21 protein-coding genes and 3 pseudogenes are annotated in these 18896 nt (G+C 66.7%); 10 read left to right on the top strand and 14 right to left on the bottom strand.

Annotated elements, in window-relative coordinates; translation table 11 throughout:
- Both Q7S93_RS10930 and Q7S93_RS10925 read left to right on the top strand, forming a co-directional pair.
- The coding region (locus Q7S93_RS10930; RefSeq protein WP_304713921.1) for an aldehyde dehydrogenase family protein at positions 1-427 on the top strand (427 nt) is incomplete at its 5' end.
- Between the two features lie 111 nt (positions 428-538).
- A complete protein-coding gene (locus Q7S93_RS10925; RefSeq protein WP_304713920.1) occupies positions 539-1474 on the top strand; it encodes an alpha/beta hydrolase in 936 nt (311 codons plus the stop codon).
- Positions 1475-1477: 3 nt separating this feature from the next.
- On the opposite strand, the gene Q7S93_RS10920 is transcribed toward Q7S93_RS10925, so the two are convergent.
- On the bottom strand, positions 1478-1885 hold the full coding sequence (locus Q7S93_RS10920) for a globin (RefSeq protein ID WP_304713919.1): 408 nt from the start codon (positions 1883-1885) through the stop codon (positions 1478-1480).
- A gap of 10 nt (positions 1886-1895) precedes the next feature.
- Positions 1896-2909, bottom strand: a pseudogene (gene bioA / locus Q7S93_RS10915) (adenosylmethionine--8-amino-7-oxononanoate transaminase); the annotation flags it as partial.
- 117 nt (positions 2910-3026) lie between these two features.
- Here bioA and Q7S93_RS19045 point away from each other — a divergent pair.
- Positions 3027-3227, top strand: a complete 201-nt coding sequence (locus Q7S93_RS19045; RefSeq protein WP_304753301.1) for a hypothetical protein — start codon at positions 3027-3029, stop codon at positions 3225-3227.
- A gap of 295 nt (positions 3228-3522) precedes the next feature.
- Here the strand turns inward: Q7S93_RS19045 and Q7S93_RS10910 are convergent.
- Positions 3523-4581: pseudogene (locus Q7S93_RS10910) on the bottom strand (IS630 family transposase).
- Between the two features lie 344 nt (positions 4582-4925).
- On the opposite strand from Q7S93_RS10910, the gene Q7S93_RS19110 reads away from it, so the two are divergent.
- Positions 4926-5126 (top strand): hypothetical protein, encoded by a 201-nt coding sequence (locus tag Q7S93_RS19110; protein ID WP_293322935.1) that lies wholly within the window; start codon positions 4926-4928, stop codon positions 5124-5126.
- A 19-nt stretch (positions 5127-5145) separates the two neighbouring features.
- Entirely contained in the window at positions 5146-5403 is a 258-nt protein-coding gene (locus Q7S93_RS19105) for a hypothetical protein (protein WP_304713918.1), read from the top strand.
- 12 nt (positions 5404-5415) lie between these two features.
- On the opposite strand, the gene Q7S93_RS10895 is transcribed toward Q7S93_RS19105, so the two are convergent.
- The 7 genes from Q7S93_RS10895 to Q7S93_RS10865 all read right to left on the bottom strand — a co-directional run bounded on the left by Q7S93_RS10895 (position 5416) and on the right by Q7S93_RS10865 (position 11489).
- Positions 5416-6159, bottom strand: a complete 744-nt coding sequence (locus tag Q7S93_RS10895; protein WP_293322932.1) for an enoyl-CoA hydratase/isomerase family protein — start codon at positions 6157-6159, stop codon at positions 5416-5418.
- 48 nt (positions 6160-6207) lie between these two features.
- Positions 6208-7089 (bottom strand): MBL fold metallo-hydrolase, encoded by an 882-nt coding sequence (locus tag Q7S93_RS10890; protein ID WP_304713914.1) that lies wholly within the window; start codon positions 7087-7089, stop codon positions 6208-6210.
- Positions 7090-7218: 129 nt separating this feature from the next.
- Positions 7219-8421 carry an acyl-CoA dehydrogenase family protein gene (locus tag Q7S93_RS10885; RefSeq protein WP_293416825.1) on the bottom strand — a complete coding sequence of 401 codons (1203 nt, stop codon included), beginning with the start codon at positions 8419-8421 and terminating at the stop codon, positions 7219-7221.
- A 251-nt stretch (positions 8422-8672) separates the two neighbouring features.
- Positions 8673-8930: a hypothetical protein gene (locus tag Q7S93_RS10880; protein ID WP_304713912.1), complete on the bottom strand. Its 258-nt coding sequence runs from the start codon at positions 8928-8930 to the stop codon at positions 8673-8675.
- A 752-nt stretch (positions 8931-9682) separates the two neighbouring features.
- Positions 9683-9832: a hypothetical protein gene (locus tag Q7S93_RS10875; protein WP_304713911.1), complete on the bottom strand. Its 150-nt coding sequence runs from the start codon at positions 9830-9832 to the stop codon at positions 9683-9685.
- Positions 9829-11055 carry an LptF/LptG family permease gene (locus Q7S93_RS10870; protein ID WP_304713910.1) on the bottom strand — a complete coding sequence of 409 codons (1227 nt, stop codon included), beginning with the start codon at positions 11053-11055 and terminating at the stop codon, positions 9829-9831. Before Q7S93_RS10870 ends, Q7S93_RS10875 begins: the two co-directional genes overlap by 4 nt.
- Complete coding sequence (locus Q7S93_RS10865; protein ID WP_300574701.1) at positions 11052-11489, bottom strand: HIT family protein; 438 nt, start codon at positions 11487-11489, stop codon at positions 11052-11054. The genes Q7S93_RS10870 and Q7S93_RS10865 overlap by 4 nt, the downstream gene beginning before the upstream one ends.
- Positions 11490-11552: 63 nt before the next feature.
- On the opposite strand from Q7S93_RS10865, the gene Q7S93_RS10860 reads away from it, so the two are divergent.
- From Q7S93_RS10860 to Q7S93_RS10845, 4 genes are all read left to right on the top strand, one after another.
- Positions 11553-11774 carry a hypothetical protein gene (locus Q7S93_RS10860; protein WP_304713909.1) on the top strand — a complete coding sequence of 74 codons (222 nt, stop codon included), beginning with the start codon at positions 11553-11555 and terminating at the stop codon, positions 11772-11774.
- A gap of 14 nt (positions 11775-11788) precedes the next feature.
- Positions 11789-12022, top strand: a complete 234-nt coding sequence (locus Q7S93_RS10855) for a DUF2141 domain-containing protein (RefSeq protein WP_304713908.1) — start codon at positions 11789-11791, stop codon at positions 12020-12022.
- Positions 12023-12095: 73 nt separating this feature from the next.
- Positions 12096-12767, top strand: coding sequence for a diacylglycerol kinase (locus tag Q7S93_RS10850; protein WP_304713907.1), 672 nt, complete (start codon positions 12096-12098; stop codon positions 12765-12767).
- Positions 12767-13705, top strand: coding sequence for a hypothetical protein (locus Q7S93_RS10845; protein WP_304713923.1), 939 nt, complete (start codon positions 12767-12769; stop codon positions 13703-13705). The genes Q7S93_RS10850 and Q7S93_RS10845 overlap by 1 nt, the downstream gene beginning before the upstream one ends.
- Here Q7S93_RS10845 and spt read toward each other — a convergent pair.
- From spt to Q7S93_RS10825, 4 genes and pseudogenes are all read right to left on the bottom strand, one after another.
- Positions 13702-14919: a serine palmitoyltransferase gene (gene spt, locus Q7S93_RS10840; RefSeq protein ID WP_304713906.1), complete on the bottom strand. Its 1218-nt coding sequence runs from the start codon at positions 14917-14919 to the stop codon at positions 13702-13704. The two genes, Q7S93_RS10845 and spt, sit on opposite strands and share 4 nt — an antisense overlap.
- A gap of 2 nt (positions 14920-14921) precedes the next feature.
- Positions 14922-15173 carry an acyl carrier protein gene (locus Q7S93_RS10835; protein WP_293416849.1) on the bottom strand — a complete coding sequence of 84 codons (252 nt, stop codon included), beginning with the start codon at positions 15171-15173 and terminating at the stop codon, positions 14922-14924.
- Positions 15174-15243: 70 nt separating this feature from the next.
- Positions 15244-16197, bottom strand: a complete 954-nt coding sequence (locus tag Q7S93_RS10830; RefSeq protein WP_304713905.1) for an NAD-dependent epimerase/dehydratase family protein — start codon at positions 16195-16197, stop codon at positions 15244-15246.
- 1 nt (position 16198) lies between these two features.
- Positions 16199-17470: pseudogene (locus Q7S93_RS10825) on the bottom strand (fatty acyl-AMP ligase); the annotation flags it as partial.
- A gap of 356 nt (positions 17471-17826) precedes the next feature.
- Here Q7S93_RS10825 and Q7S93_RS10820 point away from each other — a divergent pair.
- A partial coding sequence (locus tag Q7S93_RS10820; RefSeq protein ID WP_304713904.1) for a TonB-dependent receptor occupies positions 17827-18896 on the top strand: 1070 nt, incomplete at its 3' end.

Here is an 18896-nt window from a genome sequence, read left to right as displayed (position 1 = left end):
CGACGAGGGCGCCACCCTGGTGGCTGGCGGGACGGGTCGTCCCGAAGGCCTGGACAAGGGCTACTATGTGAAGCCCACCGTCTTCGCCAATGTGAAGCCGGAGATGACCATCTCGAAGGAAGAGATCTTCGGTCCCGTCCTGTCGATCCTCGGCTATGAGAGCCTCGACCAGGCCATCGCCATCGGCAACGACACCGAATACGGCCTGGCGGCCTATGTGAACGGCGCCGACCTGGCCAAGGCCCGCGAAGTCGCTTCGAAGCTCCGCGCCGGCCAGGTGTCGATCAACGGCGCGTCGGACATGACCGCTCCCTTCGGCGGCTTCAAGATGAGCGGCAATGGGCGCGAGTGGGGCGACTTCGCCTTCCACGAGTTCCTGGAGGTCAAGGCGGTCATGGGCTACGCGCCCAAGGAAGCCGCCGAGTAGGCTTCGGCTCGAAAGACCAGCGGCCCCCGGCGATGTCGGGGGCCGTTTTCGTGACTGCGCCGGCAAGAGCGCGACGACCCCCCAAAAGACGCCCCCCAGGAGGAGACGCCGATGATGGATCCCCACTTTCAGGCCATGCTGGAGGCCCAGGCCAAGGCCGCCGAGGGCCAGACCCCTCCGCCCCTGGACGCCCTGCCGCCGGACATGGTCCGCGCCGGCTATCGCATGCAGCGCCAGGCCGCCGACCAGAATGCGCCCAAGGATGTCAGCGTCCGCGACCTGAAGGTCGACGGCGCGGCCGGCGAGATTCCGGCGAGGCTCTACACCCCGGCCGGGGCGCCTTCGACCACCGGCGGCCTCGTCTATTTCCACGGTGGCGGCTTCGTGATCGGCGACCTGGAAAGCCATGACGGCCATTGCCGACGGATGGCGGCTCTGGCCGGCGTCCGGGTGCTGTCAGTGGACTACCGCCTGGCGCCGGAAAACCCATTCCCCGCCAGCCATGACGATGCGCTCGCCGCCACCCGCTGGGCCTTCGACCATGCCGCGGAAATCGGCTTCGATCCGGCCCGCATCGCCGTGGGCGGGGATTCGGCCGGCGGCAACCTGGCCGCCTCGGTGGCCGCCGACCTCAAGGATGATCCCCAGCGCCGGCTGGCCTTCCAGCTGCTGCTCTATCCCGGCATATGGCCGGAAAAGGAGACGGCGTCGCGTCAGGCGCTGGACGGCCCCCTGCTGACCAAGCAGGCCATCGCCTGGTTCGACAAGTGCCTGGCGGCCATCGGCCATCCCCAGTCCCACCGGGCCATGCTGGGCAAGATGGACTGCGCGGGCCTGCCGCCGGCCCTGGTGGTCACGGCCGGCTTCGACCCGCTGAAGGACGAGGGTCGCGACCACGCCGAGCGCCTGCGGGCGGCCGGGGTCCAGGTGGAGCACATCGAGTATCCCAGCCTGATCCACGACTTCTACATCATGGCCGACGTCTCGCCGGCCGTGGGCGAGGCGGCCAAGGCCACGGCGGCGTCGCTCAAGGCAGCGCTGGCCTGAGGTTCAGATCGTCTGGGCGGGCGCCTGGACGATCTGTTCGACCTCGGCCGTGAACTCATCCCAGGCGGCCTGCATGGCCGGCGTCCAGGCCTCGCCGGCGATGTCGGCGAAGGCCTCGGCCATGGCCTTGTAGAAGGCGGGGAAGATGTCGGCCGGCACGCCGATGTCGTCGTGATTGCGCAGCTCGGCCCGCAGGAAGTTGGCGGCGAAGGCGTTGGGGCCCAGATAGTCCAGCAGGGTCTCGATGGCCTGGCGCAGCATCTGGCCTCGGGCCGCCCCGCGCTTGTCGCCGATGAACAGGGCCTCGGTTTCAGGATAGCGGGCGAACAGGCGAGCATAGACCTGCGGCGCAGGATCTTCGCTGTGCTTAGCAATCAGGTCGAGGCTGTCGAGAATGGCCTGGGCGTCCATGGGCGCGAGCTTAGCGCCCGGCCGCGGGCGCGCCCAGCACGGTTTGGATGGCGCCAGTCAGGCGGTCCAACTCCTCATCGGTAGTGACGAAGGGCGGCGTCAGATAGACCACCTTGCCCATGGGGCGGATCCAGCAGCCCAGCTCGGCGAACCGCTGGCACAGCGCGCCTGCGTCCACCGCGGCCTCGAACTCCACCACCCCGATGGCGCCCAGGGTGCGGACATCGACCACCCCCCTGGCCTGACGACAGGGCTCCAGGCCCGACCTCAAGGCGGCCTCGATCCGCGCCACATCGGCCTTCCAGCCGCCGGCTTCGAAGAGGTCGAGGGAGGCGCCGGCCGCCGCGCAGGCCAGGGGATTGGCCATATAGGTCGGCCCGTGCATCAGGGCCGCGCCCGCATCGTCGGACCAGAAGGCTTCGAAGACCCGGCGGCTGGCCACGGCGGCCGACAGGGGCAGGGTGCCGCCGGTCAGCGCCTTGGAGAGCGTGATGATGTCGGGCGTCACACCCGCGCCCTGGCAGGCGAACAGGTCGCCCGTGCGGCCAAAGCCGGTGAAGATCTCGTCGAAGATCAGCAGTACGTCGTGGCGGTCGGCGATGGCCCGCAGGCGGCGCAGCACCTCATCGTCGTGGATCAGCATGCCGCCGGCGCCCTGGATGCGCGGCTCGACGATCAGGGCGGCGATCTCGTGGCCCTTGTCGGCCAGCAGGGCGTCGAGGGCGGCTTCGCTGTCGGCGTCGCGGGGCAGGGCGACCACGTGCTGGCTGGGCATGACGCCTGCAAACAGGCTGTGCATCCCCTCTTCCGGGTCGCAGATGGTCATGGTGGCGAGCGTGTCGCCGTGATAGCCGCCGAGGAAGCTGACGAACTTCGAGCGCCCGGACACGCCGCGATTGATCCAGAACTGGATCGCCATCTTCATGGCGATCTCCACCGAGACCGAGCCGCTCTCGGCGAAGAAGACGTGGTCGAGATCGCCCGGCAGCATCGCCGCCAGCCGCCTCGCCAGGTCGTAGGCCGGGGCAAGAGGCGGAAGATCGTCCGGCCGCCCTGCTGGGGGCGGCGAGCGGGCGCATGGCGCGGCTGGCGCGTCCTGGATGGCGGGGGCTTCGTCCACGGGGTGCTCAGCACCGGCAATATGAACATCACCGGCGAGAGCTCCGACTACGGCCCCGACCGCCTCCTGCCGCGCAACGATCCAACTTCGTGGCCGCCTATTTCGACCACAGCGGCCTCTACAGCTTTGGGCGCTAGGCCGAGGCGGTGTTCTGGAACCTGCGCCAGCCGGGCGGCTGCTTTTGCCTGGTCAGTCCGCCCGAACCCCTGGTCGAGGCGCTGAACAGGTTTGCGGGCTCCTACTGGGCCGAGCTGGTGAGTGCCATGCGTCGCCGGTTGGGGGTGCGCAGCTATGGGATGGACGCCGATTCCAGCCTCGCCCAGGCGGCGTTCCAGGCGCTGGCGGCCGGCGGCAAGCCCTGCGCCGGGAGCCCTTCTTCTTCGACTGGTTCGGCGGCGATGACGCCCGCGCCCTGCCGGGCGCCCGCGGCGACATCTCTCGTCAGGCCGCCTTCGAGGACTTCCGCGCGCAACTGGCGGCCTTCGAGCCGGCCAGGCGTAATACCAACCGGCGCTGATCAGTATTCCTGGGCCCAGTCTCTGAGGCCGATGGACATGATGCGCCAGGGCTGGTCGGCGATGGTGTTCCAGGCGGCGCAGCAGTGATCGACGATGTCCGCGTAGTTCCTGAAGATGCGGCTGGAGAGGCGGTTGTCGCGCAGGAACTGCCAGAGGTTCTCGACCGGATTGAGCTCCGGGGCCTTGGCCGGCAGCGGCAGGAGGGTGATGTTGGGCGGCGTCTCGAGGGCCTGGGAGGTGTGCCACCAGGCTTGGTCGAGCAGCAGGATCGCGTGATGGCCGGGCTCGACCTGGGCGCTGATCTCGGCCAGATGGGCGTTCATTGCCTGGGTGTCGCAATAGGGCATGACCAGGCCGGCGGCGGTTCCCTTCTGCGGACAGATGGCGCCGAACAGGTAGGCCGACTGGGTGCGCTGGTCCTTGGGCGCGGACGGTCGGGTCCCGCGCCTTGCCCAGCGGCGGGTGAGCTTGTTCTTCTGGTCGATGCGGGCTTCGTCCTGGAACCAGACCTCAAGCCGGGTTCGCCTGGGGAGCCGCTCGCGGATCTCCTGGACCCGCAGGGGGAAAATCCCGCTTGAAGGCCTCCAGGGCCTGCGGGTTCTGGGCGTGGTGTCTGGGCCGGGCGGACAGGCGTCTGTAGCCGAGCGCCTTGAGGATCCGGCCCAGTCGGCTGGGTCCAGAGACACGCCGTATTCGTCGTGAATCCAGCCGGTAAGGTCGATCAGCCGCCAGCGCACCACCCCGTGAATGGCCAGGATCTGGCCGTCCTCCACCAGCCGGACGACGGCCGCCAGTTGCTCGGGCGTCAGCTTCGGCCTCGGCCCCGGAGCCTGGCGGTCGATCGGCCCGTCCGGCCCCTCGGCGTTGAACCGCAGCGCCCAGTCGCGAAGGATCTGCCGGTCCATCCCGCCCGCCGCCGCGGCCTCGCGCCGGCTGGCGCCGTCGTAGACCGCCGCCAGCGCCAGCAGCCGTCGAACCTGACGCGCGTCCCGGCTGGTCCGCGCAAGCGCCCGGACCCTGGCGGCATCGTAATCCTGGCGAAGCGCGATAGCTGGCATGGCGAAACCCTCCGGTCCCACCATCGAATCCTGCTTCGCCGCTCAGCGGAATCCCCCAGAGTCAGACGCCGCGCCGATTGGTATAAGGCGCTCTCACACCCCTATTTCGCCGCGCCTGAGCCCCAGGAGCTGATCTATGAGGAGATCGAGGCCATCCGGGGGCGGATCGACCAGGCCGACGACTGGAGCGCCTTCGAGGCCAAGCTCGCTGCGCTGGAAACCGCCCGTCAGGCCTATGAACCGAGCGAGGACTAGAGCAGTTTCCAAGCCGCCTGACTCGGGGGGATTCCCTTGAGGCGGCGAGTCTGACTCACGCTGGCTGCCGGTGAGGGAGGCCGGTGGCGATGGGCAAGCCGCTGCCGGTGGATCTTCGGGAGCGGGTGGTGGGGGCGGTCGACGAGGGGCAGTCGCGCCGCAAGGAGGCCGAGCGGTTCGGAGTCAGCATCTCCAGCGCGATCCGCTGGACCAGCCTGCGGCGGCGGACGGGCGAGGTGCAGCCCAAGCGCCAGGGGCGACAAGCGCTCGGGAAGGATCGAGGCGCATAGGCCGCTGATCCTGTCGCTGGTGGCGGCCAAGGCCGACATCACCCTGGCGGAGTTGCGCACGGCGCTCGCCGAGCGGGGCATTGCCGTGGCGATCTCCACGCTCTGGCGGTTCTTTGAGCGTCACCGGATCACGCTCAAAAGAAGACCGGGCATGCTCCGAAAAGCCGCCGCCCGCACCGTCGCCGCCCTCGAACGCGCCATCGTCGAGGCCATCGACACCTTCACCCCCACCGAGTGGGCCAACTACTTCGCCGCCGCCGGATACGATGCGACGTGATCGGAATCTGCTCTAGGCGGGTGGGCGCTTTGTGAACTGCCTGATTCGATCGACCATGTCCGGTCCTGCGCCCTGGCTTCGATAAACCTCGTGCGCCAAGCCGGCCGGCTGTGACAGGCCATCGGTTTCGGTCAGCAGCCGCTTGTTCGCGGCATGGCTGAATGACGAGTTGGTGAGAATTTCAGAGGTGAGGCTGTCCACGGCCGCTTCGAACTCAGCATCGGTCACGCACGCGTTGGCGAGGCCGATGGCCTCGGCTTGCCGTCCTGAATAGGTACGGCAGGTGAACATCATCTCGCGTGCCTTGTAGGTTCCCACCCGGCGCGGTAGCCGCTGGCTGAGGCCCCAGACCGGCGTCAAGGCCCATTTGGCGTGGGTGTCGGCGAATTTGGCGGATTCGGCCGCAAGAATGATGTCGCCAGCCAGGGCAAGCTCCAGGGCGCCGGTGTAGCAATGGCCGTGCACAGCGCAGACGACCGGCGAGGTAAGCTCGGCGAGGCGTTGGATGACATGCGACTGATAGTTAGGCCGGGGAAGTTTCTCGCCCTCGGCGATGTCGCCGAGATCGTGGCCCGCCGAGAAGCACCGCCCGGCGCCGCGCAGCACGACGACGCCAACCGGCGCCGCCTCCAGGTCGGCAACGTGGGCCTCGAGCGCCTTGAACAGATCGACATTCAGCGCGTTGAGCTTGTCCGGCCGGTTCAGCGTCAGCTGGCAGACGCCGTCCAGGTCAGAGCGGAGCACGAGATCATCCATTGAGTTCTATCCGATGTTCTTTTTCAAGGTTGTCGTCCTCTCCCGAAGTCAGGCAGCGGGGGCGTCCATCGCCTCGGCGTCGAAGCGGAACCCGGCGCCCTCCCGCATTATGTATCCCGCCGTCGGCGCCGCGTAGTGAGTGCCGATCACCAGAATGGGTTTGTCGGCCCATTCGGCGAACAGTCGCGCGCGCGTCGCCGCCGCCGCTCTCGGATCGCTGTCGAAGGGCGGCGACCAATGCGGATGGGCCATCTGGCACGGATGGTGGCTCATGTCGCCGGTGATGACCGCCGATTCACCGTTGGACTCGGTCATCACACTGACATGGCCAGGCGTATGTCCGGTGCTGGGCGTGAGCCGGAGGTGGGGCGAGATGCGGTGATCCATTTCGACGAACTCGGCGAGCCCCGCGTCGAGGATGGGCTGTACCGAGTCCGACAGGATCGTTTGCTGTTCCTCGTCGCCTTCTGTGCTCCAGTGGGCGAATTCGGTCTTGCCGAACAGGTAGCGGGCATTTGGAAACGTCGGAACCCATGCGCCGTCCTCAAGCTTGGTGTTCCAGCCCACATGATCCACATGCAGGTGGGTGCAGATCACGGCATCGACACTCTCCTGCGACCAGCCGACCTCGGCCATGGACTGCAGGAAGCCGGTGGCCAACGGCTGTCCACGCAGAATGGACCGGGGTCGATCGTTTCCGATGCAGGTATCCACCACCAGCCGTAGGCCCGGCGCATCCACCAGCAGCGCGTGGATGGACAGCAGCAGCTGATCCTGCTCGTTGACGAAATTCGGGTACAACCACGGGATGGCTCGCAACGCCTCGGGCGTCGCTTCAGCCAGAAAGGGGGCGGCTCGATTGTATGGGATCGGAATCTGGAGTTCCACGATCCGGGTGATCTTCACCGCCCCAACTTGCCAACTCAGCATCGCGGCCTCCCTTTGGTCATGGTCGTGGACCGCATCGCGGCGGAAGAAATCGACGCTGAAAAATTGTCCAACCGCAGCTGACGCTTAAGCCTCTGCTCGCCGCTCGCGGATTCTGCCACGCTCACTCGCTCAGTTGACTGCGGACAGATCGGGCAACCCCAGGATCCGCTTGGAGATGATGTTATTCTGCACTTCCTGGCTGCCGCCATAGATCGTGCTAGCCTTACCGCCCAGCCAGCCGCGCACGGCGTCCAGCTCCGCGGGGGTGAAATCCTCGCCCGCCCAGCCTAGGCCCTGGTGACCCATGATCTCGAGCGTCAGTTCGGCCCGGTCCTGAGTCCAGCGGGTGCCGGCGTTCTTCATGATCGAGGTCGCCGCCGACGGGCCGGCGTTGCCCTTGGCTTCCGCCATCGCCCGCATCGCCGTCTGCTGGAAGGCGCGCCCGTCCATCTCGTTTGAAACGATCCGGGTCCGCAGGTCGCTGTCGGCCAGGCGACCGTGCGCGTCGACGCCGACATAGGCCTTGGCGAGATCTGGAAGGGCCGCAGTGCCGCCGAGGGCGTTTCCCATACTCGAAATGCTGGAGCGCTCGTGCTGCAGGAGCCGCTTTCCGATTGTCCAGCCGGCGTTCAGGGGACCCACCAGATCCTTCTTCTCGGCGCGCGCGTCCGTCAGAAAGGTTTCGCAAAACGGCGAGCTGCCGGCGATCAGCTTGATCGGCCGCACTTCGACGCCTGGCTGGCGCATGGTGAAGAGCACGAAGGAGATGCCTTCATGCTTCTTCGTGGGATCGCTTCGAACAAGACAGAAGCACCAGTCAGCCCATTGGGCACCCGATGTCCAAATCTTCTGGCCGTTGATCCGATAGTGGTCGCCCATGTCCTCGCATCGCGTCTGCAGGGAGGCCAGATCAGAGCCGGCCCCGGGCTCGGAGTAGCCTTGGCACCACTGAACTTCGCCGCGGCAGATCGGCGGAATGTGCTCCAGCTTCTGTTCTTCAGTGCCGTACTCGAGCAAGGTCGGTCCGAACATCATGACGCCCATTCCCCCGATCGGGTTGTAGGCTCCAGCGCGCGAAAATTCCTGGTGGATAACTCGGGCGTGGGCCGAAGAAAGCCCCGCACCGCCGTATTCGGCAGGCCACGTCGGCGTCCCCCAACCCTTTCCGCCGACCGCCTTGCGCCAGGCGACCTGTTCCTCGGTCGGCTGCAGACGCTCTTCAAGCCCGGTCGGATTGCTCAGACCCTTCAAGTCCGAAGGGAAGTTGACTTCGACCCAGGCCCGCACGTCCTGACGAAAGGCCTCGATAGTCTGATCTGCGGCGTCAGCCATTACAAAAACTCCATTGTTTGAAGAGACGCGATCAGTTTCCAACTTGGCTAGAACGGCCACGTTTAGATTACGTAGTTATCAGAAGGCGCTCCTGTATGGTTCCGCCACGTTGTCGTGGCAGATCCAGTTCCATTCCTGCTCGCCCAAGCCCTTGGTGTGCTCTTCGAGCATGGTCTGCGACAAGGGGCAGGTTGAATCGGAACACGGGAAATCGTTCGCCCACATCAGTCGCCGGGCATTGCACATGTCCTTTATCCTGAACGCCACCCAGCCATTCTGGCAGCCGCGAATGCGCCGCGCGCCGTGATCTGCAGTGGGTCTTTGCCGGCGGCGACGACCGGCCCCGTTGGCATCGGCGAGGCTAGTCCTTCGATAACAAAGGCATCGCCGATCTTGTCGAGCCGCTCCATCCGCGGTGCTCGATCACGAAACTTCGGATCGATGTAGTCGACGTAGCAATGTTGCGGCTCGGTAATGTGGGAGTCAGCGGATATGGGCTTCTTCATCATCTTTATCCAAGCCCGCGTCGTTTCAGGGAAGCGTCCTCGCCGCGCCTGCGCTTGTGCGCGCGCAGCATTGACGGATGGCCGCCGCTTCTTGCTGTCTGGTCCAAGCGCGGTCGCTTGGCGATCACCCATCGTGTACGAGCGCAAAATATATATCTGTTAGCCCGAAACTACTATGTATTAAATGACATGGTGAGCTTGGCCGCCCTCCGCGGGTCCCGTGCTCACCGCCGGTCGCGACGGGCCAACTTGCCATATATGGGGGTATGCCGGCTTGCCGGGACGAACGCCTGCGAGGGGCCTTCAAAGAGAGGGTGGTTTGCAAGATGGCTCGACCTGCAGGGTTTCGCCCCAGGGGCCGGACGACCACGCCACCAAACACTCACGCTTCGTTTTGGCCATTTCAACAACCGACCAAAACTCTCAGTGCTGATCCTCATCATGAGGTCATTTATCGTATTGCGACTTACGAGAATGACGTGTACCAGCCATCAGCCGATGAGGCTCGCACGGTATTCGGCTTTTCGTCTCTGAGAGCACGCACTGCGGCCCCATCCTGCCCAAAGCTCCAGCCTACCTCCCGGGGCCCAGGGCAGCTTAGGCGGCGCGGAAGACCGGCCGTGCCGCCCTTTTTTTTGGCAGGTGTGCAATGGTCTATCCGCGCCTCACGGTTCGCGAAATTGCATTCGGCTCTGAGAGGCTGTTTGGAAAAGGCGTGAGCGGGGATTCCGCTTCGTCGTGGTCTGTGATTCAAGCTAGGCGACGCCGCCCAGCCCCAGGCCGCGCTCAAGGATCTCCGGGGTGGCGTCGAGCAATTCCAGCACCTGCAGGATGCCCAGCAGGATGGCCGCGGCGGCGAGAATGCGCGTGCCGACGATCGACAGGATGTAGGCATAGAGCTTCACGAGGCCCGGACCCTTGCGTCTCGAGCAGCCATAGCGCGGGTGATCCGGTCGCCTGCCGTGCCGATCAGCCGGCTGATAGGGGTTTCGCCAGGCCGGTTTCGGCTGCCCATGAACATCCAGACGCCAAACCCGGTGAAGAGGGCGAAGGGCGTCCAGATGCCGAAGAAGGCTGGGACGACCCCGCTCTCAGCCAGCGACTGGCCAAGCTGCAGGGCGTGCTGGAAGGCCAGCAGCAATATGCCTGCGAAGACCAGCCCCGGCGTGCGCCGTCCCCGTTTGGTGGCCAGGCCCAGGGGGAAGGCGATCAGCGGCAGGAAGGGCAGGAAGGCGGCCCGCGCCAGCCGGCCATAGAGCTCCGATAGCAGGGTGCTGCGGGGCAGGACGCTTTCGCCGGACCCCGCCAGGCTGGCCAGCTCGCCCAGGGTCAGCTCGCGCTCATCGCCGCCGCGGGCGCGCAGCAGTTCGGTGGCGCCGGCCAGGGGCGCGGTGGTGCTGAAGCTGTCGAAGTCCAGAATGTCATAGGTCCCGTCCGTCCCCTCCAGGATGCGGCGGCCATTCTGGAGGTTGAGGGTCACATTCAGCCGGTCCTGGGATACCTGCAGATCGGCCGTGGTGGCGGTGATCACTTCCTCACGGCCCGTTGGCGTCAGGCGGCGGATGAACAGCCCCTCCAGCCGCTGGCCCTGGGGGTCCGCCCGGTCAGCGGTCATGATCAGGCGATCCTCGGTGACGAAGGCGCCGGCCTGCAGTTCGCCGTTCCATCCCGCGTTGGCCGCCGCGTGCATCACGGCCCGATAGGCGTAGCGGCTGTAGGGCTGCATGTAGCCGAACACGATCAGGCTCACCAAGGTGAGCGCCAGGCCCAGGCAGATGAAGGGGGTGGCCAGCCGGGGCAGGGACACGCCGCTGGCCAGCAGGGCGTCGATCTCCGACCCGTCGCTCAGCCGCGTGATGACAATGAACAGCGCGACGAAGAAGGCCACCGGCAGGGCGAGGCCAAAATAGTGAGGCACCAGCTGGCCGGTCAGCTGCACCACGAAGCCGAAACGATCGCTGCTCTGGGCCAGCAGGTCGAGAAGGCGCAGCGCCCGTTCGAGCAGGAGGGCGATCAGGGTCACGGCCAGGCAGCCCAGCATCGGGCCTGCCGTCAGCCGCAGAACGTAGCGGTCGAGCAGGGGCAGACCGAACGTAAAGGTGGGCTTGGGCGTCAGAGCCGTGGTCACGCCGCGCGCCACTCGCGCCGCCAGGCCTCGGCCAGCGCCGCAAGACCTTCGGGACTGAGCGCCACGGCCGACGCCAGGTTGGGCTGGCCCGGCCAGCCGGCGTCGGCGAAGGTCTCGCCCGCGTGTTCACGCACGCCCTCGTACCGGGGAATCACGTGGAAATGTACATCGGGATCGACCATCATGAGCATCAGATAGTTGATCTTGGCGTAGTCCACAGTCTGGCGCAGAAGACGCTCAATCCCGCGGACCGCCACCTGCAGATCTTCAAAGGCCTGGCCGCTCAGATCTGAAAATGCCTGGACGGGCTCCTTGCACACAAGGACGAGAGACCCAAATGTAGGCTGCTTGGGGCGCACCAGCACCAGCCAATGGTCAGTCTCACCCACCATCGAGTGGGGATAGCCAAAGTTTACCGCGGTCGCATTGCTCATGAAGCACCCTGCTGATCGGGCGCCATCCGCCGTCGGCGCAAACATAGGGGGTCGTCACAGCCCATGAAAGTCCGAACAGCCCTTGCGGGCCTTGCCTTCGTCGTGTCGCTCGGGGTCGCTGCGCCCAGCCTGGCGGCCGACCAATGCGTGGGCCGTGAAGGGCCGCACAAGGTCTCGGTGGCGGTCACCGGCGTGAGCCCGATCAAGGGGGAGGTGGCGGTCACCCTCTATCCCGACAACCCCCGCCGGTTCCTGGCGCCCAAGGGCAAGCTGCTGCGCGGGTGAAGGCGACGCCGCGGATGACCGAGGTCTGTTTCTGGGTTCCCGAGCCGGCCTACTACGCCATCGCCATCTATCACGACGTCAACAGCGATCATGACTTCAACCGGACGATCATCGGCATGCCGGCGGAGGGGTTCGGGTTTTCCAACAATGCGCCGACCCGCGTCGGCCTTCCGTCCTTTGAGAGCGTGCGGTTCCGCGCCGGACCAGGCACCACCCAGGTCCCCATCTCCATGCGCTATCAGCGCTAGAGACTGATGCGATCAGACGGAACCGTCCGATCTTTTAATCAGGCTCGGCGCCTCAACGCCAATTCTGGCCGTCTTGCCCTCTGGCAAGACCAACGTACTGGCCCTCGACCTCGGGATCCGGCCCGGCTGGACCCTGGACGCAACTCTGGCGCGGATCACCCGTGGCCCGCTGAACCTGAAGACACGGCGTCCCCTGGCCCTGGGCTGGGCTGGCGATGAGCAGGCGGATCTCGCGGGGTTCATCTTTGGCCTCGGCGCCTTCGTTCGCGCCACCCAGATGTCGCAGTCCGTCCACCGCATGGGGGCCTTCCACAGCCTGGCGGTGGCCTTGACGGTCGTCGGCGCAGCCTTTGGCGCACTGTTTGGCCAGGACGGCGACGGCTGGCGCCAGGGGGTGCGCGCGAGCCTGTCCATCGATGGGCGCGAGACGACGCTCGCCCCGCGCTTCGTCGTGCTGGCCACGTCGCTCAAGCGCCTGCCCCTCGGGCTTCGCCCCTTCGGTCCCCCGCAGGATGGGATGAAAGTCTTGGACGTCGCCGCCCCCCCCAGGCGACTGGCGCTGGCCCTGCCGGCCGTGCTGATGGGTCGCGCTGAGACCTGGCTGCGACGCCAAGGTTACCGTCGGAGCCTGGCCGAGCGCGTTGTGGTTTCCAGCCCGGCGCCCGTGGTCGTTGACGGCGAGGTGTTCCCCGGCGGCGAGATCGCGATCGGCCTGGGCGCGCCTGTACGATTCCTGGTCCCGTGATGGAGGCTCTGCAGACCCTGGTCGGCGAAGACCTGGCGCGGGCCGCCCCACCGCCGGGGCGCGCCATGGCGCAGGCGCTGGCCAGTCGCATCGAGGGCGTCGCCGCGGTTCTGTTCTACGGATCGGTCCTGCGCACAGGCGATCTGGACGGCGTGGTGGACTTCTACGTCCTTACCCATGGCCCGCGCCCGGGTTGGCGCGGCCTGGCGGGCCGGGTTCTCTGGCCCGATGTCAGCTACCACGAGCTGGAGCTCGACGGCCGTATCCTGCGGGCCAAGGTGGCGACCATGACCCTGGCCCAGTTCCGCTCGGCGGTCACGGGACGGCGGATCGACACGACGATCTGGACTCGGTTCGTCCAGCCCTCGGCCCTGGTCTGGGCCTCGGGGGCGGAGACTGTTCGGGAAATCTCCCGGGCCGTCGCCACGGCCGCCTGCGCCGCCACACGGTTCGCCGCGGCGCTAGGTCCGCCGGAGGGGCCGGCTTTGGACTACTGGCGCGCCCTCTTTCGCCAGACTTATGCGGCGGAGTTCCGCGTCGAGGCCCGCGGTCGGGAGAACGACATCCTGAGCGTCGATCCTGACCGGTATGAGCGGCTGCTGCTGGCCGCCTGGCGGGCGCAGGACCTGGCGTTCGAGGAGACGGCTCAAGGGACGGTGCGACCCGTGCTGGGCGCGCGCGAGAGAGGGCGAGTCCTGGCGGCCTGGCGACTCCGGCGCGCGCTGGGAAAGCCGCTGAATTTGGCCCGCCTCGCCAAGGCGGCCTTCACCTTCGAGGGGGGCGCCCGTTACGCCGCCTGGAAGATCGAGCGGCACACGGGCCTGCGCGTGCCACTTACGCCGTGGCGGGAGAAGCACCCGATCCTGGCCTCGCCCGGGGTCTTCTGGCGCCTTTGGAAAGCCCGTCGCGCACAGGCGACGGGCGGCGGCGACAGCTAGCCGAGGGCGCGCTTGGGTGGGCCTTCCAGCACGCCCAGCTCCCGGGCGACCCTGCCCATCACGGCGATCACCTGGTCCAGCTGCTCGATGCTATGGGCGGCGCTGACGCTGGAGCGGAGCAGGGGACGGTTGTCGGGCGTCGCCGGCGGAAGGGCGAGGTTGAGATAGACCCCGTTCTGCAGCAGCAGGTTCCACATGGCTGCGGCCACCGCCTGGTCGGGCATGGTGACCGCCACGATCGGACTACAGGTCGGTCCCGTCGCCAGCCCGAGGGCCGTGAGCCCATCATAGAGATGCTGGGCGTTGGCGTGCAGGCGGTGGCGTAGTTCCGGCGCCTCCTGGAGCCGGCGCAGGGCCCCCAGGGTCGAGGCGATCACGGCTGGCGGCAGGGAGGCGGTAAACATGTACGGACGGCAGACGATGCGCATCACGTCAAAGTCGGCCATGTCGGAGACGCAGAACCCGCCGACCGAGCCCAGGCTCTTGGAGAAGGTGCCGACGATGACGTCCACATCGGCCTCGGCCGCCACCTCTTCGGCCAGGCCGCGGCCGGTCGCCCCAAGGACGCCCATGGAATGGGCCTCATCCACCAGCAGATAGGCGCCCATCTCACGCTTCACCGCCGCGATCTCCCGCAGCGGCGCGACGTCGCCAACCATGGAGTAGATGCCCTCGACGACGATGAGCTTCTCGCCAGGTACGTCCTTGAGGCGGCGCAGACGCTTGTAGAGATCCTCGGGATCATTGTGGCGGAAGCGGGTGACCTCGGCGTGGCCGAGGCGCGCGCCGTCATAGATGCTGGCGTGGCTGTCGGCGTCCAGAAGCAGATGGTCGCCCCGACCGACCAGGGTCGACAGCACGCCCAGGTTGGCCTGATAGCCGGTGGTGAACACCATGGCGTGCTGACGGCCGTAGAAGCTCTCGAGGGCGCGCTCCAGCTCCACATGCCCTTCATAGCTGCCATTGGCGATGCGAGACCCGGTCGTGCCGGTGCCCCGCTCGCGCACCGCCCGCACCGAATCTTCGACACAGGCCTCGTCGAATGTAAGACCCAGATAGTTGTTGGTGCCGAGCAGAATGGTCGGACGGCCGTTGACGATTCCCTCGGTGGGAGAAACCACCGCATCGAAGCGCACGCCGAACGGGTCCGCCGCAGCGTCGCGAAGCGCCTTGTAGGCGTCTCTGGACGCCGCATGCCTATCGAGCAGAGCCATGCTCAAACCTTGTTCCGGATGTTGTCGATAAGCGCCGCGAGGTCGCCGACGGTCTGGACCTCGCTCAGGCGGTCTATGGGGATGGAGATGTCGAAGCGGTCTTCCAGCTCCATCACGATGTTCATGAGCGCCAGCGAGTCGACAGCGAGGTCGCGCGAGATATCGGATGACGCCGTCACCACGACCTCACGCTCCAGCACCGCCTCAGCGGCCTTCGCCACCTCAAGCACGGTGGGATCTGTCACCAGTTGCATAGAGACCGACTCGCCCCCCTAGAACGATCGTCCGTTAACGCCGCATCTTTGGCGCAATATGACGCGGGCGTCAGCACCTGATCGCCTGCTGTAGCGGCGGTTTGCGAAACCTGACGCCGGAGGCCGCATACCCCTGAACCGTATGTAGGAACCCGTCGGCGAGATTAAAGCGGGCCGGCGGAAGTCCGGAAATCTGCTCGCCCGGCGCCACCGACCAGTCCAGGTGCGTCAACTCTCGCAGCTTGCCGAAGGTCAGCATGGGGGCCGATCGACCGCCCCACGCCGCGCCCATCACCGCGACGACGCCCAGGGCGGCGTTGGGGATCCGCTGGAAGCGGGGCCTGCGGCCAAAGGCGTCCGCCGCCGTCTGGAACACCTCGCGCCAGCCATAGCCCTGGGGGCGAGGATCGGACAGGCTGACCGTCTGGCCGCCCGGCTGTCCCGTCAGGGCGGCGATCTGCCGCGCCGCGTCCTCGACATGCATCATGGCCATCCGCGCCTTCGGATCGAGAAGCGGCAGGATCGGACTTGCGGCGGCCAGCTGGAAGAGGGGCAGGGTCTCGGCGTCGCCGGGGCCGTAAAGGGCCGGGGGGCGCACGATGGTCAGGCGCTCGCCCAGCACTGCGTGCGCCGCCGTCTCGCCGGCCCGCTTGCTGGCGGCGTAGTCCGAAAGTCCGGGCTCCCGCGCGGCCAGGGTGGAGATCAGCAGCACCGCGCCCTCGGCGCGCTCAGCCACCCGGCGGGCGCCTTGCTCATTGACGATGAAGAAGGCGGCCCGGCTGCGCGCCTTGATCAGGCCAGCCCCATGAATGACGACGTCGGCGCCGGCGCAGGCCCTGTCCAGGGCGCGATCATCTCCCAGATCGCCGGGCACGACCTCGACCTCCAGGCCGCGCCACAGGGGGTGGATAACGTCGCGGCGGGCCAGCACCCGTATGCGCCAGCCGTCGGCCGCGAGCGCGGGCACGAGATAGCGGCCGAGGAACCCCGTCGCGCCGGTGACCGTGACGAGACCCCGTGACACCCTAGGCCGGCTCGGCTTCGGCCAGCCCGGCGAGATACTCAGCCTTGGCCCGCGAACGGCTGAGCTTGCCCGACGAGGTCTGGGGCAGGGCGTGCCCGCCGACAAGGTTCACCTGGGCCTCCACGCCGTGGCGCTGGCGGAGCAGGTCGGTGACCTCGACGGCCAGCTTCTGGCGCGTTTCAGCGTCGCTGCTGCGGGTCTGGACCAGGACGATCACCGCCTCCTCGCCCTCGGCGGGAACGGAGAAGGCGGCGACATCGCCGCTGCGCAGGCCGGCGATCTCGGCCTCAGCGGTCCATTCCAGGTCCTGCGGCCAGATATTGCGGCCATTGAGGATGATCAGGTCCTTGCTGCGCCCGGTCAGGACGATCTCGCCCTCCGACAGATAGCCGAGGTCGCCGGTGTCGAGCCAACCCTCGGCGCCCAGGACGCGGGCGGTGGCGTCGGGGTCCTGGAAGTAGCCGCTCATCAGGCTGGGGCCGCGGGCGAAGACCCGACCGGTCCGGCGCTCCGGCAGGATCTCGCCCCGCTCGCCGCGGACCTGAAGCTCGTGCCCCGGCAGGGGCGGCCCGCAGCGGGCGAACTCCCGGACGCGGGGCGAGGGCGCGCCTGAGGCCGCCACGCCGTCGCGCTCCAGGCGGTCCACATCCAGTCGCTCGGTGACCAGGCCCTTGCCCAGGGGCGCCATGGTCAGGGCCAGCGTCGCCTCGGCCATGCCATAGCTGGCCACGAAAGCCTGGGGGTCGAAGCCCGCCGCCGCGAAGCGCGCGGCGAAGTCCCGCAGGGGCTTGGTGCGGACCATGTCGCCGCCGAGGCCGGCGATCCGCCAGCGCGACAGGTCATAGCCTTCGAGGCTGGCGTTCTCGGCCCGCCGCGCGCAGAGCTCGTAGCCGAAGGTGGGGCTGTAGGAGATGGTCGTACCGTTCTTGCCCATAAGGTCGAGCCAGAGCAGCGGACGGCGGACAAAGGCGCCGGTGGGCATGAGATCAGCTGACATCTGCGCCGTTAGCGGGCTCAGCAGGAAGCCAACCAGGCCCATGTCGTGATAGAGCGGCAGCCAGGAAAACGCCCTGTCCTCAGCCTTAACCTGAAGCCCGTCCCGGGTGATCGCCAGGGCGTTGGCCATCAATCGCCGGTGGGTGACCAAGACGCCGGTGGGAAAGCGCGTGCTGCCGGACGAGAACTGGAGATAGCAGGGGCTGTCTGGCCCGATCTCCGGCAACGCTTGTCCGGTGGACTGTGGCAGGTCGACCAGGGCGCCGGCGAACTGCATCGGGCGAACCGCGGCGGTTTCGGACGCAACGGGCGCACCCCAAATCACCACCCGATCAGTGAATCACAGGTCGAAAAGCGGAGATACAACAAACCGATCGGCCCGCGCAATTCGCAAGCTTTTGCGCACCCAATCCCCAAAACTTGCGAAAACGAATATCTGAAATCGCCGGGATTGACCGTCAAATCAAGGCGTTGATATTTTTCACGAGCGACTTCGGACTTATTTTAAGCACCGACCAGTGGCTGGTCGCGCGACCCGAGGGAGGGGCATTGCCTCAGGCGTGAACGGCGTTATGGTAATGGCCATTACCGTCAGCATAGAGGCAATAATGCCTAGCGACTGAGGGGGGAAACATGAAAAATTGCAAGAATCTACGATTCGCCTTCGCGAGCGGCGCATCCGCGCTCGCTCTGGCTGCGGCCTCGCCTGGTTGGGCGCAAGACACCGGCTTCACCATTGAAGAGCTGGTGGTGACGGCTGAAAGGCGCGATCAGCGCCTTCAGGATGTGCCCGTGGCCGTGACGGCCTATACAAGTGAGCGGCGCGACGTGCTTGGGGTAGCCAACGTCGAGGATTTGGCGCGTGTATCGCCGAGCGTCACTTATACCAACAACGACCGCCTCTCGATCCGAGGCTTTGGTCGCCTGACCAATGCTATCGGAACCGATCCTTCCGTAGCGCTGTACTCGGACGGCATTTTCTCAAACACCATGGCCGATGCATCCACGCCGTCGCTGTTTATCGAACGCACGGAGATTCTGCGTGGACCCCAGGGCACGCTGTACGGGCGCAATTCCATCGGCGGGGCGCTGAACATCATCGCCAAGCGTCCGACAGAGGATTTCAATGGTGAACTCCGCGCCGTCCTTGGGAACTACGGCACCTGGCGAACCGACGCCTTGGTTCGTGGACCGATCACGGATGGCCTACGCTTCCTTCTCGGGGGCTCTCTGGAGCGCCGAGAGGAAGGCTTCTTCGAGAACCTCGGGCCTGCCGGCGATTCCAGCGCTGTTAAACGGTACATAGTCGAGGCCCAGCTGGAAGCCGATCTTGGCGAGAACATCACGGCCCGCCTGCGCTATACGAAATTCGACTGGGATGACAGCTTCGGCGTTGGCAACGTCCACGAGTCGGTCACGAGCCGCTACGACACCACGTCTCCGACCGGTCTCGGCAATGCTGGCCTCTACTACAATCCGACCTTCGGCTTCGCAGGAACTAATCCGGCGATGACCGACCCCTACAAGATCAGCACCAACCAGACGAGTGAAGGTAAGCTCAGTAATCATGAGCGATTGCACTTAGACCTTACCTGGGATCTTGGCGGCATGACCCTCAAGTATCTGGCCGGCTACCAATCCTATCTCTACGACACGGCTGGGGACGAGGATCGTTCATCGCGCACCGGCCTATTCAGCGTGCC

This window comes from Phenylobacterium sp. (genome assembly GCF_030646615.1).
Lineage (GTDB): Bacteria > Pseudomonadota > Alphaproteobacteria > Caulobacterales > Caulobacteraceae > Phenylobacterium.
The sequence above is the reverse complement of the archived record's forward strand: the minus strand, read 5'-3'. Positions and strand labels throughout refer to the sequence as shown.

What these genes read in the sequence shown, in the direction of transcription:
- Q7S93_RS10925 (WP_304713920.1), top strand. Translation starts at nt 539, where the DNA reads ATGATGGATCCCCACTTTCAGGCCATGCTGGAGGCCCAGGCCAAGGCC.
- Q7S93_RS10920 (WP_304713919.1), bottom strand. Translation starts at nt 1,885, where the DNA reads ATGGACGCCCAGGCCATTCTCGACAGCCTCGACCTGATTGCTAAGCAC.
- Q7S93_RS19045 (WP_304753301.1), top strand. Translation starts at nt 3,027, where the DNA reads ATGAACATCACCGGCGAGAGCTCCGACTACGGCCCCGACCGCCTCCTG.
- Q7S93_RS19110 (WP_293322935.1), top strand. Translation starts at nt 4,926, where the DNA reads ATGGGCAAGCCGCTGCCGGTGGATCTTCGGGAGCGGGTGGTGGGGGCG.
- Q7S93_RS10895 (WP_293322932.1), bottom strand. Translation starts at nt 6,159, where the DNA reads ATGGATGATCTCGTGCTCCGCTCTGACCTGGACGGCGTCTGCCAGCTG.
- Q7S93_RS10890 (WP_304713914.1), bottom strand. Translation starts at nt 7,089, where the DNA reads ATGCTGAGTTGGCAAGTTGGGGCGGTGAAGATCACCCGGATCGTGGAA.
- Q7S93_RS10885 (WP_293416825.1), bottom strand. Translation starts at nt 8,421, where the DNA reads ATGGCTGACGCCGCAGATCAGACTATCGAGGCCTTTCGTCAGGACGTG.
- Q7S93_RS10880 (WP_304713912.1), bottom strand. Translation starts at nt 8,930, where the DNA reads ATGATGAAGAAGCCCATATCCGCTGACTCCCACATTACCGAGCCGCAA.
- Q7S93_RS10865 (WP_300574701.1), bottom strand. Translation starts at nt 11,489, where the DNA reads ATGAGCAATGCGACCGCGGTAAACTTTGGCTATCCCCACTCGATGGTG.
- Q7S93_RS10860 (WP_304713909.1), top strand. Translation starts at nt 11,553, where the DNA reads ATGAAAGTCCGAACAGCCCTTGCGGGCCTTGCCTTCGTCGTGTCGCTC.
- Q7S93_RS10855 (WP_304713908.1), top strand. Translation starts at nt 11,789, where the DNA reads ATGACCGAGGTCTGTTTCTGGGTTCCCGAGCCGGCCTACTACGCCATC.
- Q7S93_RS10845 (WP_304713923.1), top strand. Translation starts at nt 12,767, where the DNA reads ATGGAGGCTCTGCAGACCCTGGTCGGCGAAGACCTGGCGCGGGCCGCC.
- spt (WP_304713906.1), bottom strand. Translation starts at nt 14,919, where the DNA reads ATGGCTCTGCTCGATAGGCATGCGGCGTCCAGAGACGCCTACAAGGCG.
- Q7S93_RS10835 (WP_293416849.1), bottom strand. Translation starts at nt 15,173, where the DNA reads ATGCAACTGGTGACAGATCCCACCGTGCTTGAGGTGGCGAAGGCCGCT.